We start from the raw sequence: 16,040 nt of genomic DNA on the forward strand, positions 1-16,040 counted from the left end.
GCTGTTTTTATTCCAATAAGCTATTTCAAGGTGCGAAATGGTCTAAGCGCGCTACGCTAAAAGCGGGACGTGGACGTTATGCTGTACTTCCACTGTAGGACTAAATAGAGTCGAAAAAGACTGAATAATAATGATACCGCGCTCAGCTTATTCGCTGCGCAACGGCGGGATTAACACAGGGTGTCAGGCAAATGAGCAAACCAGTGATTGCCATTCATGGCGGCGCGGGCGCAATTACCCGGGCGGCGCTGAGTGCGGAAAAAGAACGGCAGTATATCCAGGCGCTGTCCGAGATCGTGGCCGCCGGGCAGGCGGTACTGGCGCAGGGCGGCAGCGCGCTGGACGCGGTGACCGAAGCGGTGCGGCTGCTGGAGGAATGCCCGCTGTTCAACGCCGGCAAAGGCTCGGTGTTTACCCATCAGGGCACCCACGAACTGGACGCCTGCGTGATGGACGGCCGCACCTGCGACGCCGGCGCTGTCGCCGGCGTCAGCCGCGTCCGCAACCCGGTGCTGGCGGCGCGCGCGGTGCTGGAAAACAGCGAACACGTGCTGTTTGCCGCCGAAGGCGCCGAGAAGTTTGCCGCCGCCCACGGCCTGGAAATGGTTACTCCCGACTTCTTCTTTACCCAGGAACGCTTTGATCAGTTGCACCGCGCCCAGGCGGAGCAGGGGCGGGTGCTGCTCGATCACGACGGCGCGGCGCAGGCCGGCGATCCGCTCGATCCCGATCGCAAATTCGGCACCGTCGGCGCGGTGGCACTGGATGCGCTGGGCAACCTCGCCGCCGCCACTTCCACCGGCGGCATGACCAACAAGCAGGCCGGGCGGGTAGGCGACACGCCGATCATCGGTGCTGGTTGCTATGCCAACAACGCCACGGTGGCGGTCTCCAGCACCGGCACCGGCGAAATCTTCATGCGCGGCGTGGCGGCCTATGACGTCTCCGCCCTGATCGAATACGGCGGCCTCAGCCTGCAAGAGGCCAGCGATCGGGTGGTGATGGAGAAGCTGCCGGCGCTGGGCGGCAGCGGCGGCATGATCGCCGTCGATCGCCACGGCAATATCGCGCTGCCGTTCAACAGCGAGGGGATGTACCGCGGTTTTGGCTATGTCGGCGATGCGCCGTCCGTCGGGATTTATCGCTAAGCGTTCACCGGGAGGGTGTATGACCGACGTTTCATTCCGGCCCGCCGGTGACGGGCTGTCATTGCCGCCGCAGCGTGTGCTGTCGGTGCGCGATCTGAGCATCAGTTTTCCTCAATCGGAAGGTGCTGTGGAAGCGGTGCGCAACCTGTCGTTCGAGCTCGATCGCGGCGAGACGCTGGCGATCGTCGGCGAGTCCGGCTCCGGCAAATCGGTGACTTCACTGGGGCTGATGCGGCTGGTGGAGCAGGGCGGCGGGCGTATCGTCGGCGGCGCCATGACGCTGCGCCGGCGCGACGGCGCGCTGCTCGATCTGGCGCGCGCCTCGCAGAGCACGCTGCGCACGGTGCGCGGCGCCGACATGGCGATGATCTTCCAGGAACCGATGACCTCGCTCAACCCGGTATTTCCGGTCGGCGAGCAGATCGCCGAATCGCTGCGTTTGCATCAGGGCATGGATCACCGCAGCGCGCGCCAGGAGGCGCTGCGCATGCTCGATCTGGTGCGTATTCCGGAGGCTAAAGAGGTGTTGGGGCGCTACCCGCACCAGCTTTCCGGCGGCATGCGCCAGCGGGTGATGATCGCCATGGCGCTCTCCTGCAAGCCGGCGCTGTTGATCGCCGATGAGCCCACCACCGCCCTCGACGTCACCATTCAGGCGCAGATCCTGCAGCTGATCCGCGTGCTGCAACAGGAGATGCAGATGGGGGTGATCTTCATCACTCACGACATGGGCGTGGTGGCGGAGATCGCTGACCGGGTGCTGGTGATGCGCCGCGGTGAGCAGGTGGAGCAAAATCGGGTGCGCGAGCTGTTTGCCACGCCGCAGCAGGCCTATACCCGGGCGCTGCTGGCGGCGGTGCCGAAGCTGGGGGCGATGGCCGATCGGCCGCTGCCGGCGAAGTTTCCGCTGCCGGATGGCGAGGGCGATGCCGCGCCGCAGGATACCGTGCCGCCAGACGCCGCGCCGATCCTGCGGGTGGAGCATCTGGTCACGCGTTTTGATCTGCGCGGTGGGCTGTTCAATCGGGTCACTCGCCGGGTGCACGCGGTGGAAAACGTCAGTTTCGATCTTTACCCCGGCGAGACGCTGGGGCTGGTGGGCGAGTCCGGCTGCGGCAAGTCCACCACCGGGCGTTCTTTGCTGAAGCTGGTGGACAGCCAGAGCGGCACTATCACCTTCGCCGGGCGGCGAATCGATCGGTTGAAGGGATCGGCGTTGCAGCACCTGCGGCGCGATATTCAGTTCATTTTTCAAGATCCTTACGCCTCGCTCGATCCGCGCCTGACGGTCGGTTTCTCCATCATGGAGCCGCTGCTGGTGCACAACGTGATGCGTGGCCGCGAGGCGGAACGGCGGGTGGCCTGGCTATTGGAACGCGTCGGCCTGTTGCCGGAACATGCGCGCCGCTACCCGCACGAATTTTCCGGCGGCCAGCGCCAGCGCATCTGCATCGCGCGCGCGCTGGCGCTGAACCCGAAAGTGGTGATCGCCGACGAGGCGGTCTCGGCGCTGGACGTGTCGATTCAGGCGCAGATCGTCAATCTGTTGCTCGATCTGCAGCGCGAATTCGGCATCGCTTTCTTGTTCATTTCGCACGACATGGCGGTGGTGGAGCGCATCAGCCACCGGGTGGCGGTGATGTATCTCGGGCAGATCGTCGAGATCGGCCCGCGGCAGGCGGTGTTCGACAATCCGCAGCATCCCTACACCCGCAAGCTGATGGCGGCGGTGCCGGTGGCCGATCCCGCTCATGCCCACAAACGGCAGCCGCTGCCGGCCGATGAGATCCCCAGCCCGGTGCGCGCGCTGGGCGATGAACCCGTTACCGCACCGCTGGTGCAGGTTGGCGCCGGGCACTTTGTCGCCCGCCACCCGATCGCCGGTGCTTTTTAAAGACCTCAGGAGAGACAAGCGACATGAAGCACACATTCAAACGCAATGCGCTGTTGGCCGCCGTACTGCTGGCGGCGGGAACCGGCCCGGTTTGGGCGGCGAAGGACGCGGTGATCGCCGTGGCCTCCAACTTCACCACCCTCGATCCTTACGACGCCAACGACACGCTGTCGCAGGCGGTGGCCAAGTCTTTCTATCAGGGGCTGTTCGGCTTCGACAAGGACATGAAGCTGGTGAACGTACTGGCGGACAGCTATGAGGTCAGCAAAGACGGCCTGACCTACACCGTCAAACTGCGCCAGGGCATTAAATTCCACGACGGCACCGCGTTCAACGCCGAAGCGGTGAAGGTCAACCTCGACCGCGCCAGCAACCCGGACAGCCACCTCAAGCGCTACAACCTGTTCAAGATGATCGACAAAACCGAAGCGGTGGACGCCAATACGGTGAAGATCGTGCTGAAGGCGCCGTTCTCGGCGTTCGTCAACAATCTGGCGCACCCGGCGGCGGCGATTATCTCGCCGGCGGCGCTGAAGCAATACGGCAAGGAGATCGGTTTCCACCCGGTCGGCACCGGGCCGTATCAGTTCGTGACCTGGAACCAGACCGATTTCGTCAAGGTGAAGAAGTTCGACGGCTACTGGCAGCCGGGGCTGCCGAAGCTCGACAGCATCACCTGGCGCCCGGTGGTGGATAACAACACCCGCGCGGCGATGCTGCAGACCGGAGAGGCGACCTTCGCCTTCCCGATCCCTTACGAGCAGGCCAAGGTGCTGGAGGGCAACGCCAAGCTGGACGTGGTGGCCGCGCCGTCGATCCTGCAGCGTTACATCAGCATGAACGTCACCCAAAAGCCGTTCGACAACCCGAAGGTGCGTCAGGCGCTGAACTACGCCATCAATAAGGACGCGCTGATCAAGGTGGCATTCGCCGGTTACGCGGTGCCGGCGGAAGGGCCGGTGCCGCCGGCCATCGATTTCGCCGCCCGCTACAAGCCGTGGCCGTACGATCCGGCCAAGGCGCGCGAGCTGCTCAAAGAGGCCGGCTACCCGAACGGCTTCACCACCACGCTGTGGTCTTCCCACAACCACAGCACCGCGCAGAAAGTGCTGCAGTTCACCCAACAGCAGCTGGCGCAGGTGGGGGTGAAAGTGACGGTGACGGCGATGGATGCCGGGCAGCGCGCGGCGCAGGTGGAGAGCGTCGGGGTGAAAGACACCGGCGTGCGGCTGTTCTACACCGGCTGGTCGGCCTCGACCGGGGAAGCGGACTGGGCGCTGTCGCCGCTGTTCTCCACCCAGGCGGCGCCGCCGAAGCAGTTCAACACCGCGTTCTACAGCAACCCGCAGGTGGACAAGGATCTGACCGACGCGCTGGCGACCACCGATCGCGCCGAGAAGCAGAAACTGTATCAGGACGCGCAGGATCGCATCTGGGCCGACGCGCCCTGGATCTTCCTGGCGACCGAACGTCTGTTGTCGGCCAACAGCAAACAGCTGAGCGGTTTCTACGTGATGCCGGATACCTCGTTCAACTTTGATAACGCCGATCTGAAATAAGGCGACCATCCCCGCCTGCGGCCAGACGGCGGCGGGCGGGGGAAGGAATGAGATGCTCAATTATTTTCTGAAACGACTGCTGGGCCTGATCCCGACGCTGCTGATCGTGGCGGTGCTGGTGTTCCTGTTCGTCCACCTGCTGCCGGGCGATCCGGCGCGGCTGGCGGCGGGGCCGGAGGCCGACGAGGCGGTGGTGCAGCTGGTGCGCAAGGATTTGGGGCTGGATAAGCCGCTGCCGCAGCAGTTCGCGCACTTTTTCGTTAACGCGCTGCGGGGTGACTTCGGCATCTCGATGGTGTCCAAGCGCCCGGTGAGCGAAGAGATCGCCTCGCGCTTTCTGCCGACCTTCTGGCTGACCGTCACCAGCATGCTGTGGGCGGTGGCGTTCGGTTTGGCGATCGGCGTGGTGTCTGCGGTGTGGCGCAATCGCTGGCCGGATCGCCTCGGCATGACGCTGGCGGTGTCGGGGATCTCGTTTCCGGCCTTTGCGCTCGGCATGCTGCTGATGCAGGTGTTCTCGGTCGAGCTGGGGTGGCTGCCGACGGTGGGCGCCGACAGCTGGCGGCACTACATTCTGCCTTCGGTAACCCTGGGGGCGGCGGTGGCGGCGGTGATGGCGCGCTTCACCCGCGCTTCGTTCGTCGAGGTGCTGCAGGAGGACTACATGCGCACCGCCCGCGCCAAGGGCGTGCGGGAAAGCGTGGTGGTGATGAAACACGGCCTGCGCAACGCGATGATCCCGGTGGTGACCATGATGGGGCTGCAGTTCGGCTTCCTGCTCGGCGGTTCGATCGTGGTGGAGAAGGTGTTCAACTGGCCGGGGCTGGGGCGCTTGCTGGTGGACTCGGTGGAGATGCGCGATTACCCGGTGATCCAGGCCGAGGTGCTGTTGTTCTCGCTGGAGTTCATCCTGATCAACCTGCTGGTGGATATGCTGTACGCGGCGATCAACCCGGCGATTCGTTACCAATGAGGACGCGGCATGATTAAGCATTGGCGGCGCAACGCCGCACTGAAGGCGATGCCGCTTATTGACCCCAACGCGGTACGCACGCCGTGGGGTGAGTTTTGGCGGCGTTTTCGCCGCCAGCGGGCGGCGCTGGTCGCCGGTCTGTTGGTGCTGCTGCTGATCGCGGCGGCGCTGCTGGCGCCTTATCTGGCGCCGTTCGATGCGGAAAATTACTTCGATTACGACCGGCTGAACGAGGGGCCTTCGCTGATGCACTGGCTGGGGGTGGATTCCCTCGGGCGCGATATCTTCAGCCGCATCCTGATGGGCGCGCGCATTTCGCTGGCGGCCGGGGTGTTCTCGGTGCTGGCGGGCGGGGCGATCGGCACCTTGCTGGGGCTGCTGGCCGGCTACTATGAGGGCTGGTGGGATCGCCTCACCATGCGCGTCTGCGACGTGCTGTTCGCGTTTCCCGGCATTCTGCTGGCGATCGGCGTGGTGGCGATCATGGGCAGCGGCATGGCCAACGTGATCGTCGCGGTGGCGATCTTCAGCATTCCGGCCTTTGCTCGCCTGGTGCGCGGCAACACGCTGGTGCTGAAGCACCTGACCTATATCGAGTCGGCGCGCAGCATCGGCGCCTCGGACTGGACCATCATTCTGCGGCACATTCTGCCGGGCACGCTGTCGTCGATCGTGGTCTATTTCACCCTGCGCATCGGCACCTCGATCATCACCGCCGCCAGCCTGTCGTTTTTGGGCCTGGGCGCCCAGCCACCGACGCCGGAGTGGGGGGCGATGCTCAATGAGGCACGCGCCGATATGGTGATCGCGCCGCACGTGGCGATTTTCCCCAGCCTGGCGATATTCATCACCGTGCTGGCGTTCAACCTGTTGGGCGACGGATTGCGCGACGCGCTGGATCCGAAGCTGAAGGGGTGAGGGCATCGCTGAATTGGCATACCCCTGTTTCACGAGTACAATTGATGAAAATTTGAGCCGTGTATATTACAGGGATGAGGAATGGATATGGCAAATAACAATGTGACGAAAAAGACAGTCAACGTAACCATCGATCGCGATCTTTTCCAGCGCGCAAAATCCCTGGGCGTCAATGTGTCATCCGTATTGACAGACGCATTGAGCGTTCGTGTCAGGGACATTGAGATTCAACAGTGGCGCGAGCAAAATCGCGCGGCGTTAGAAGAACTTAATCGTATCACTGAAGAAAATGGTTTGTTGTCTGATGAATATCGGACATTTTGAATATGCAGTTTACCGTATATGACAATACGTATCCGGCATCAGCCTATCCCTACTTACTGGACGTTCAAAGCGATCTTATTGATGCCCTCTCGACCCGGTTAATGATCCCTCTTTATGCTTTATGCTTTGGATAACGTCAGGGTTAAAATTTCTGCACGTTTATGCCCGGAGATTGAGGTAAACGGCGAAAAGTTTCTCGTTATGACCCATGAGATGGCTGCGGTACGTATTTCACAGCTCGGGAAGGCCGTTGGTAATGCCAATGAGCACAGGAATCAAATTAAAGCTGCCATCGATTTTCTGATTGATGGCTTTTGAAGAAATCCGGGCGGTTTAACCGCCCGGATTTTTTATCAGCGGAACAGGTGCTCGGCGTGGAAGCGCAGGTGATCTTCCACGAAGGTGGCGATGGTGAAGTAGCTGTGATCGTACCCCGGCTGAATGCGCAGCGTCAGCGGCCAGTCGCGCTGGCGCGCCAGTTCGGCCAGCCGCGCCGGCTGCAGCTGATCGGCCAGGAACTGGTCGTCGTCGCCCTGATCGATAAGGACCGGCATTTTCTCCGCGCCGCTGGCCAGCAGATGGCAGCTGTCGTACTGCAGCCACTGGCTTTCGTCGCTGCCCAGATAGGCAGTGAAGGCTTTGCGGCCCCACGGCACCTGGCACGGGTTGACGATCGGCGCGAAGGCCGATACCGAACGGAAGCGCTGCGGATTGCGAAACGCCATCATCAGCGCGCCGTGGCCGCCCATCGAGTGGCCGAAGATCGACTGACGATCGCTGACGCTGAAGTGCTGTGCGATCAGCGCTGGCAGTTCGGCGCTGATGTAGTCGTACATGCGGAAGTGACGATCCCACGGCGCCTGGGTGGCGTTCAGGTAGAACCCGGCGCCCTGGCCCAGATCGTAGCCTTCGTCGTTCGGCACTTCGTCGCCGCGCGGGCTGGTGTCCGGCATCACCAGCACCAGGCCCAGCTCGGCGGCGATGCGCTGCGCGCCGGCTTTCAACGTGAAGTTCTCGTCGTTACAGGTCAGCCCCGACAGCCAGTACAGCACCGGCGGCGGGTTGTCATCGCGCGGCGGCGGCAGGTAGATGCTGAATGTCATGTTGCAATTCAGGCTCTGCGCCGCGTGGCGATAACGCTGTTGCCAGCCGCCGAACATGCGGTGCTCTTCGAGAAGTTCCAATGACAACGTCATCTCTGCCTCCTGGCTTATTGGTCGAAGTGGATAACGGAACGGATCGATTTGCCTTCGTGCATCAAATCGAACGCTTCGTTGATCTGCTCCAGCCCCATGGTGTGGGTGATAAAGTCGTTCAGCGCGAACTCGCCGTTCAGATAGCGCTCGACGATGCCCGGCAGCTGCGAACGGCCCTTGACGCCGCCGAATGCCGAGCCGCGCCAGACGCGGCCGGTGACCAGCTGGAACGGCCGGGTCGAGATCTCTTCACCGGCGCCCGCGACGCCGATGATCACCGACTCACCCCAGCCCTTGTGGCAGCATTCCAGCGCGGAGCGCATCACGTTAACGTTGCCGATGCACTCGAAGGAGAAATCGACGCCGCCGTCGGTCAGCTCGACGATCACCTCCTGAATCGGTTTGTCATAGTCTTTCGGGTTGATCAGATCGGTAGCGCCCAGCTTGCGCGCCAGATCGAACTTGCTGGTGTTGATGTCGATGCCGATGATGCGGCCCGCGCCGGCCATCTGCGCGCCGATGATCGCCGACAGGCCGATGCCGCCCAGGCCGAAGATCGCCACGGTGTCGCCCGGTTGCACTTTGGCGGTGTTGATCACCGCGCCCATGCCGGTGGTCACGCCGCAGCCCAGCAGGCACACTTCCTCCAACGGCGCTTCCTTGTTGATTTTCGCCAGTGAAATCTCCGGCACCACGGTGTATTCGGAGAAGGTGGAGGTGCCCATGTAGTGGAAGATCGGCTTGCCGTCCTTGAAGAAGCGGGTGGTGCCGTCCGGCATCAGCCCTTTACCCTGAGTGGCGCGGATCGCCTGGCACAGGTTGGTCTTGCCGGATTTACAGAATTTGCACTCGCCGCATTCCGGGGTGTAGAGCGGGATCACGTGGTCGCCGACCGCCACGCTGGTGACGCCTTCACCGACCGCTTCCACCACGCCGCCGCCCTCATGGCCGAGGATCGCCGGGAACACGCCTTCCGGATCTTTGCCGGACAGGGTGTAGGCGTCGGTATGGCAGACGCCGGTAGCGACGATCCGCACCAGCACTTCGCCTTTTTGCGGTGGCATCAGATCGACTTCTTCGATCTTCAGCGGCTGGTTCGGGCCCCAGGCAACGGCGGCGCGGGTTTTGATCATCTCCATCATAGTCTCCTCAGTGGTTTTCTTTTAAATCAGGCGATATCGCTAACGTCTGATAAATCGTTGGGGGTGCTTTCATCAACAGCGGCGGTTTCCGTCTGTTCAATAATCAATTCTTTCAGCGCGCGCACGTTCGGCCCGAACGCGTCGCGGCGCCACAGCAGCCAGGTGGCGGTGTCGGCCACGTCCGGCGGCAGGGAGTGAACCCGAACCCGCTCATGGCCCGGCAGCAGGCTGAGCACCGAATGCGGGATCATCGCCAGCCCGGCGCCGCTGGCGACGCAGGCCAGCATGGCGTGATAGGACTGGATCTCCATGATCTGCCCCGGCCGCGCGCCTTCGCGCTTGAACCAGGCCTCCAGCCGCAGGCGGTAGGAACAGCTGGCGCGAAAGGCGAACAGCGTTTCGCCGTTGGCGTCTTTGGCGCTGTGGATCGGCGCGTGATCGAGACAGGAGATCACCACCATATGTTCAGGATAGGCGATGCAGCCGTTCAACTCGTCATAAGGCACCGGGCCGTCGACCAGCGCCGCCGCCAGCGTGCCGGCGCGCACCCGATCGGCGATTTCGCCGGAGGTGCCGGTAGTCAGCGACAGAGACACCTGCGAGAAGCGCTGGTGATAAGCCGCCAGCAGCGAGGGCAGGCGGGTGGCGGCGGTGCTCTCCATCGAGCCGAGAGCAAAGTTGCCCGCCGGTTCGCCGGCGTGGGTGATGCTCATCGCCTCGTCGCTCAGCGCCAGGATGCGGTTGGCGTAGCACAGAAAGTTATGGCCCATCGGTGACAGGCGCAGGCGCTGTTTTTCGCGGATAAACAGATCGGCGCCTAGCTCCTGCTCGAGCTGGCGCAGCCGGGTGGTCAGATTCGACGGCACGCGGTGCAGCTGCTCGGCGGCGCGGGCGACCGAGCCGGTTTCCGCTACGCAGCAGAACATGCGAAGCTGGGTCAGATCCATAATGTTCTCGTTTCGTGATGAACTTGATTAGTATTATTCAGTTTTTGTGAGTTTAATACTGCGGCATGATACTGGCAACTTTCTTTTAACCTTTTGGATGCCGATATGGCTTTACGTATTGCCTTGAGCGGGTTTGCCGCGCTGATCGTGGCGATGGGCATTGGCCGCTTCGCTTTCACCCCTCAGGTGCCGCTGATGATCGCGGAACATCAGTTCAGCCTGACCGGTGCCGGGCTGGTGGCGGCGATCAACTATTTGGGCTACCTGTGCGGCGCCTACGACGCGATGCGCGCTACGCGCCACGTCGAGCGGCGCCTGTGGCTGGGCGTATGGGGCGCGATGGCGCTGACGCTACTGTCGGCGCTGGCGCAGGATGAATGGACGCACGGCGCGCTGCGCTTCGTCATCGGCTGGGCCAGCGGCTGGGCGATGGTGCTGGTGGCGGCCTGGACCAACGATCGGTTGGCGCACTACGGCCGGCCGGCGCTGAGCGCGGCGGTGTTCGCCGGACCGGGCGCCGGCATCTTTCTCAGCGGCATGCTGGCGGTGGGCATCAACGCGCTGGGGCTGACGGCGGCGCAGGCCTGGTTGGTGTATGGCGGGCTGGCGCTGGTGCTGGTCGGGGGGATTAGCGCCTTTCTGCCGCGCAGCGGCGAGCTGCATCGCCCGGACGTGACCCCTGAGCCGCTGCTGCTGACGCCGGCGCTCAAACGCCTGGTGTGGAGCTACAGTCTGGCCGGCTTCGGCTACATCCTGCCGGCGACCTTTTTGTCGCAGATGGCGGCGGCGCGCTTTCCCGCCAGCCTGTTCGCGCAGTTCGTCTGGCCGGTGTTCGGCGGTGCGGCGGTGCTGGGGATTGTCATCGGCATTCTGACCCGCCATCGGCTGACCACCCAGACCCGGCTGGCGATCACGCTGTGGATACAGGCGCTCGGCGTACTGAGCGCCGAAGTGGTGCCGGGCGTGGCCGGCCTGGCGCTCGGGGCGTTGCTGACCGGCGGCGGTTTCCTTTGCGTGGTGCAGCTTGCTCTTCAACACGGCCGTGAGCTGGCGCCGCGTCATGCGCGTTACATGGCCGGATTGCTGACCACCGGTTATGCGATCGGCCAACTGGTCGGGCCGATGCTGTCGGCGCTGTCGACCGCCTTGACCCATCGGCTGGAGCCGGCGCTGTATGTGGCGGTGGCGGCGCTGTTGGCGGCCGGAGGGCTGGTAGTGAATACCCCGGCGCGGCGGTTGGCGCAAAAAACGGCGACTCGGTGATTAAAATCCATACAAAACGCATGGAAACCCGCAGCCGGCCTGATTGTGCTAAATGCGAATATTTCACCTGCGGATGAAGCACTATCGCTGGATAATCGCCGCGCTCTCATCTACAGTGGGGGCAAAATCTTGACCGGGTTCACGTTATCCACCACGAAAACTCTGCCGTCACGAGAGCAAGCAATTCGCCGGCCGCACGCCCTATCGGGCCGCCGGCGGATTCCGTCCGCAGGAGAACAAATACATGACATCATTAAGTAAAGAAGCCGCGCTGGTGCATGCGGCACTGGAAGAGCGTGGTCTGGAGACGCCGCTGCGCGGGGAAGTGCTGGATCGCGAAACGCGCAAGCGTCGCATCAAAGAGCACATGACCGAAATCATGCAGCTGCTGAATCTCGATCTGTCCGATGACAGCCTGGCGGAAACGCCGCATCGCATCGCCAAAATGTATGTCGACGAGATCTTCTCCGGACTGGACTACGCCAACTTCCCGAAAATCACCGTCATCGAGAACAAAATGAAGGTGGATGAGATGGTGACGGTGCGCGATATCACGTTGACCAGCACCTGCGAGCACCACTTCGTGACCATCGACGGCAAGGCCACCGTGGCCTATATCCCGAAAGATTCGGTGATCGGCCTGTCGAAGATCAACCGCATCGTGCAGTTCTTCTCCCAGCGTCCGCAGGTGCAAGAGCGCCTGACCCAGCAGATCCTGGTGGCGCTGCAAACTCTGCTCGGCACCAATAACGTGGCGGTATCGATCGATGCGGTCCATTATTGTGTCAAGGCGCGCGGCATTCGCGACGCGACCAGCGCCACGACCACCACCTCGCTGGGGGGGCTGTTCAAGTCCAGCCAGAACACCCGCCAGGAGTTCCTGCGTGCGGTGCGTCATCACCAGGGGTGATGGCCGTTGCGGGGCGACCCGCAAGACGACAACAGGCGCCTGCGGGCGCCTTTTTCATGAGCGGAAGACAGCGATAAAAAATGAACAGTCACCCTCTGCCGCGCATCGCCACGCTGGACTGCGTGCGCGGCATCGCCATCCTCGGCATTTTATTGCTGAACATCAGCGCCTTCGGCTTGCCGAAGGCCGCCTACCTCAACCCGGCCTATCTGGGCATGCCGTCGTCGCGCGATGCCTGGACGTGGGCGCTGCTCGATCTCTTCGCCCAGGCCAAGTTCCTGGCGATGTTCGCGCTGCTGTTCGGCGCCGGGCTGCAAATGCTGCTGCGGCGCGGCAAAAGCTGGATCCGCGCGCGGCTGTCGTGGCTGGTGCTGTTCGGCCTTGCGCACGCCATCTTCCTGTGGGACGGCGACATTCTGCTGGCCTACGGGCTGATCGGCCTGGTGTGCTGGCGCATGATCCGCGAGGCCAAAGAAACTTTCCAACTGCTGAAAACCGGCGTCGTGCTGTACCTGATCGGCGTGGCGGTGCTGCTGCTGCTCGGTTTTGTCTCGCACGGTGAGCCGGGCAGCTTCTGGCAGCCGGGCGTGGCGGAGTTGCAGTACGAGAAGTTTTGGAAGCTGCAGGGCGGTTTCGAAGCCTGGCGCAGCCGCGCCGATCTGCTCTCGTCCAGCCTGCTGGCCATCGGTGCGCAGTATGGCTGGGAGCTGGCGGGGCTGATGCTGTTCGGCGCCGGGCTGATGCGCAGCGGCTGGCTGCGCGGCAGTTATTCCTCCGGCTATTACCTGCGGCAGGCGGCGTGGCTGCTGCCGCTTTCGGTGCTGATCCAGCTGCCGGCGGTGGCGCTGCAATGGCAGGTGCACTGGGACTATCGCTGGAGCGGTTTCCTGCTGCAGGTGCCGCGTGAGCTGGGCGCGCCGCTGCAGGCGATGGGCTATCTGGCGCTGTGTTACGGTTTCTGGCCCGCGCTGTCGCGCCTGCGCATCGCCCGCTGGCTGAGCCAGGTGGGGCGTATGGCGTTAAGCAACTACCTGCTGCAAACGCTGATCTGCACCACGCTGTTTTATCGCTTTGGCCTCTATGAGCAGTTTGACCGGCTGCAGCTGTTGGCGTTTGTGCCGCTGGTCTGGTTGGCCAACCTGGTCTTTTCCGCACTGTGGCTACGTTACTTCGAACAGGGGCCGATGGAATGGCTGTGGCGCAAATTGACGCAGATGGCCGCCGGCGAAGCGGAATCCAAAGCGCTGAAGTGAGCGCCCGTCGGCAGGTTAAAAAAATGTATGTAAACGTTTTCTTTCCTGTGACGTAATTCACGCAGAGCAGCGGGTCAATCGGGGTAGGATAGCGCCACCGGCCACTACCCCGATTTCAGGATCCCGCATGTCTCCAGTTCATCCGATCACCATTCGCGACGTGGCGAAACGCGCCGGGGTCTCCGTGGCGACCGTCTCCCGCGTGCTGAACCACAGCGCGCTGACCAGCAAAGAGACGCGCGAGCAGGTGCTGCAGGCGGTGGCGGATCTGGGCTATCGCCCCAATGCCAACGCCCAGGCGTTGGCGACCCAAAGCAGCGATACGTTGGGCGTGGTGGTGATGGACGTCTCCGATCCGTTCTTCGGCGCGCTGGTGAAAGCGGTAGACACGGTGGCGCAGAAACACCACAAGTATCTGCTGATCGGCAACAGCTATCATCAGGCGGACAAAGAGCGCCACGCGATCGAGGTGCTGATCCGCCAGCGCTGTAACGCCCTGATTGTTCACGCCAAAGCCCTGAGCGACGCCGAGCTGATCGGTTTTCTGGAGCAGGTGCCGGGCATGGTGCTGATCAACCGGATTATCCCCGGCTATGAGCCGCGCTGCGTCGGGCTGGATAACGTCTGCGGCGCAGAAATGGCGATACGTCTTTTGCTGTCGCAGGGCCACCGGCGCATCGGCTATCTGGGCTCCAATCACCCGATCGAAGACGGGCCGCTGCGCCAGCAGGGCTATGCGCAGGCGATGGCTGCCGCCGGGCTGGCCACGCCCGACAACTGGCGTGCCTACGGTTCGCCGGATCTGCAGGGCGGCGAGGCGGCGATGGTCGAGCTGCTGGGGCGCAACTTACAGCTGAGCGCGGTGTTCGCCTACAACGATGCCATGGCCGCCGGCGCTATGGCGGTGTTGAAAGAAAACGGTATCACGGTGCCGCAGCATTTCTCGCTGATCGGCTTCGACGACATCCCCATCGCGCGTTACACCAGCCCCAAACTCACCACGGTGCGCTACCCGATCGTCTCGATGGCCACGCTGGCGACCGAGCTGGCATTGCAGGGCGCAGCAGGCCTGGCGGAGCCGCAGGCCGCTCATCTGTTCATGCCGACGCTGGTGCGGCGCCATTCTGTCGCCCCCTGGCAAAGTGAGGCGACGGTCACTCTCTGACGATTTAATCTTGTGTAACCGTTTTCAATCTGTGAGAAAATTCACAGAATATTAACATCGCGCCGTCTATGCTCTAGGCGTTTTCCGGCGCAAAGGCCCTTGCCGCTGTAACCTTATCTCGCGCTGACACAGCATTTCTCGGAAATAACAAGATCCACGGACGACAGGTGTTGAGTGGAAATCGCCAGGCCTGGGGTGTACGCACTGCCGGTGACCATTGGCTCAAAGACGAGTAATACCCTACACAGAACCGGAGACTGACAATGAATAAGAAGGTTTTCACCCTGGCCGCCATGGCCGCTGCCATGATGTTTGGCGCCGCAGCCCATGCTGATACCCGTATTGGCGTCACGATTTACAAATACGACGACAACTTCATGTCGGTGGTGCGTAAGGCGATCGAGAAAGACGCCAAGGCTTCACCGGACGTTACCCTGCTGATGAATGACTCGCAGAACGACCAGTCCAAGCAGAACGATCAGATCGACGTGCTGCTGGCCAAGGGCGTGAAAGCGCTGGCGATCAACCTGGTCGACCCGGCCGCTGCGCCGGTGGTTATCGATAAGGCGCGCGCAAACGATATCCCGGTGGTGTTCTACAACAAAGAACCTTCCCGCAAGGCGCTGGACAGCTATGACAAGGCATATTACGTCGGCACCGATTCCAAAGAATCCGGCGTGATCCAGGGCGAACTGATCGCCAAACACTGGCAAGCCAACCCGGCCTGGGATCTGAACAAAGACGGCCAGATCCAGTTCGTGCTGCTGAAGGGCGAGCCGGGCCACCCGGATGCCGAAGCGCGCACCACCTACGTGGTGAAAACGCTGAACGAGAAAGGCATCAAGACCCAACAGCTGCAGATGGATACCGCGATGTGGGATACCGCGCAGGCGAAAGACAAGATGGATGCCTGGCTCTCCGGCCCGAACGCCAACAAGATCGAAGTGGTGATCGCCAACAACGACGCCATGGCGATGGGGGCGGTGGAAGCGCTGAAAGCGCACAACAAGACCAGTATTCCGGTGTTCGGCGTCGATGCGCTGCCTGAAGCGCTGGCGCTGGTGAAATCCGGCGCGATGGCGGGCACGGTGCTGAACGACGCCGACAACCAGGCGAAGGCCACCTTCGAGCTGGCGAAAAACCTGGCGGCGGGCAAGCCGGCCACCGAAGGCACCCAATATAAAATCGAAAATAAAGTCGTGCGTATTCCTTACGTCGGCGTAGATAAAGACAACCTGTCTCAGTTTGTTAAATAAGAATTGAGATCCCGCTAAGACCCCGCCTGCGGCGCCAACACCAGGGATACCGCCGGCGGGGATGTTTACGACTGCAAGATCGTTACGCCAGG

General features: G+C 62.5%; 14 protein-coding genes and 1 pseudogene. 12 read left to right on the forward strand and 3 right to left on the reverse strand.

What is annotated here, in order from left to right:
* Positions 1-191 precede the first annotated feature (191 nt).
* From ACJ8PN_RS03335 to ACJ8PN_RS03365, 7 genes and pseudogenes are all read left to right on the forward strand, one after another.
* Positions 192-1,148: an isoaspartyl peptidase/L-asparaginase family protein gene (locus ACJ8PN_RS03335; RefSeq protein ID WP_060559027.1), complete on the forward strand. Its 957-nt coding sequence runs from the start codon at positions 192-194 to the stop codon at positions 1,146-1,148.
* Between the two features lie 19 nt (positions 1,149-1,167).
* Positions 1,168-3,042, forward strand: coding sequence for a dipeptide ABC transporter ATP-binding protein (locus ACJ8PN_RS03340; protein WP_442534609.1), 1,875 nt, complete (start codon positions 1,168-1,170; stop codon positions 3,040-3,042).
* A gap of 23 nt (positions 3,043-3,065) precedes the next feature.
* Entirely contained in the window at positions 3,066-4,601 is a 1,536-nt protein-coding gene (gene gsiB / locus ACJ8PN_RS03345; RefSeq protein WP_004938996.1) for a glutathione ABC transporter substrate-binding protein GsiB, read from the forward strand.
* 52 nt (positions 4,602-4,653) lie between these two features.
* Positions 4,654-5,574, forward strand: coding sequence for a glutathione ABC transporter permease GsiC (gene gsiC / locus ACJ8PN_RS03350; protein ID WP_004938995.1), 921 nt, complete (start codon positions 4,654-4,656; stop codon positions 5,572-5,574).
* Positions 5,575-5,583: 9 nt separating this feature from the next.
* Positions 5,584-6,492 (forward strand): glutathione ABC transporter permease GsiD, encoded by a 909-nt coding sequence (gene gsiD / locus ACJ8PN_RS03355; RefSeq protein WP_169540348.1) that lies wholly within the window; start codon positions 5,584-5,586, stop codon positions 6,490-6,492.
* Between the two features lie 81 nt (positions 6,493-6,573).
* Positions 6,574-6,816, forward strand: coding sequence for a type II toxin-antitoxin system CcdA family antitoxin (locus ACJ8PN_RS03360; RefSeq protein WP_078061989.1), 243 nt, complete (start codon positions 6,574-6,576; stop codon positions 6,814-6,816).
* Between the two features lie 2 nt (positions 6,817-6,818).
* Positions 6,819-7,134 (forward strand): annotated as a pseudogene (locus ACJ8PN_RS03365) (CcdB family protein).
* A gap of 35 nt (positions 7,135-7,169) precedes the next feature.
* Here the strand turns inward: ACJ8PN_RS03365 and fghA are convergent.
* From fghA to ptrR, 3 genes are read right to left on the reverse strand one after another with little or no spacing between them, the layout of a single operon-like run.
* Positions 7,170-8,012: an S-formylglutathione hydrolase gene (fghA, locus tag ACJ8PN_RS03370; protein ID WP_048322602.1), complete on the reverse strand. Its 843-nt coding sequence runs from the start codon at positions 8,010-8,012 to the stop codon at positions 7,170-7,172.
* 14 nt (positions 8,013-8,026) lie between these two features.
* On the reverse strand, positions 8,027-9,151 hold the full coding sequence (locus ACJ8PN_RS03375; protein ID WP_442534762.1) for an S-(hydroxymethyl)glutathione dehydrogenase/class III alcohol dehydrogenase: 1,125 nt from the start codon (positions 9,149-9,151) through the stop codon (positions 8,027-8,029).
* 29 nt (positions 9,152-9,180) lie between these two features.
* Positions 9,181-10,101: a putrescine utilization regulator PtrR gene (gene ptrR / locus ACJ8PN_RS03380; protein WP_171453644.1), complete on the reverse strand. Its 921-nt coding sequence runs from the start codon at positions 10,099-10,101 to the stop codon at positions 9,181-9,183.
* 105 nt (positions 10,102-10,206) lie between these two features.
* Between ptrR and ACJ8PN_RS03385 the strand changes: the two genes are divergently transcribed.
* The 5 genes from ACJ8PN_RS03385 to mglB all read left to right on the forward strand — a co-directional run bounded on the left by ACJ8PN_RS03385 (position 10,207) and on the right by mglB (position 15,948).
* Positions 10,207-11,364 (forward strand): YbfB/YjiJ family MFS transporter, encoded by a 1,158-nt coding sequence (locus ACJ8PN_RS03385; RefSeq protein ID WP_442534610.1) that lies wholly within the window; start codon positions 10,207-10,209, stop codon positions 11,362-11,364.
* Positions 11,365-11,608: 244 nt separating this feature from the next.
* A complete protein-coding gene (gene folE, locus ACJ8PN_RS03390; protein ID WP_004938969.1) occupies positions 11,609-12,274 on the forward strand; it encodes a GTP cyclohydrolase I FolE in 666 nt (221 codons plus the stop codon).
* Between the two features lie 80 nt (positions 12,275-12,354).
* Positions 12,355-13,527 carry a DUF418 domain-containing protein YeiB gene (gene yeiB / locus ACJ8PN_RS03395; RefSeq protein WP_442534611.1) on the forward strand — a complete coding sequence of 391 codons (1,173 nt, stop codon included), beginning with the start codon at positions 12,355-12,357 and terminating at the stop codon, positions 13,525-13,527.
* Between the two features lie 127 nt (positions 13,528-13,654).
* On the forward strand, positions 13,655-14,692 hold the full coding sequence (gene galS / locus ACJ8PN_RS03400) for an HTH-type transcriptional regulator GalS (protein ID WP_442534612.1): 1,038 nt from the start codon (positions 13,655-13,657) through the stop codon (positions 14,690-14,692).
* A gap of 263 nt (positions 14,693-14,955) precedes the next feature.
* On the forward strand, positions 14,956-15,948 hold the full coding sequence (gene mglB, locus ACJ8PN_RS03405; RefSeq protein WP_004938962.1) for a galactose/glucose ABC transporter substrate-binding protein MglB: 993 nt from the start codon (positions 14,956-14,958) through the stop codon (positions 15,946-15,948).
* Positions 15,949-16,040 lie beyond the last annotated feature (92 nt).

The sequence above is a fragment of the Serratia sp. CY76391 genome (assembly GCF_052166695.1).
GTDB lineage: Bacteria > Pseudomonadota > Gammaproteobacteria > Enterobacterales > Enterobacteriaceae > Serratia > Serratia nematodiphila.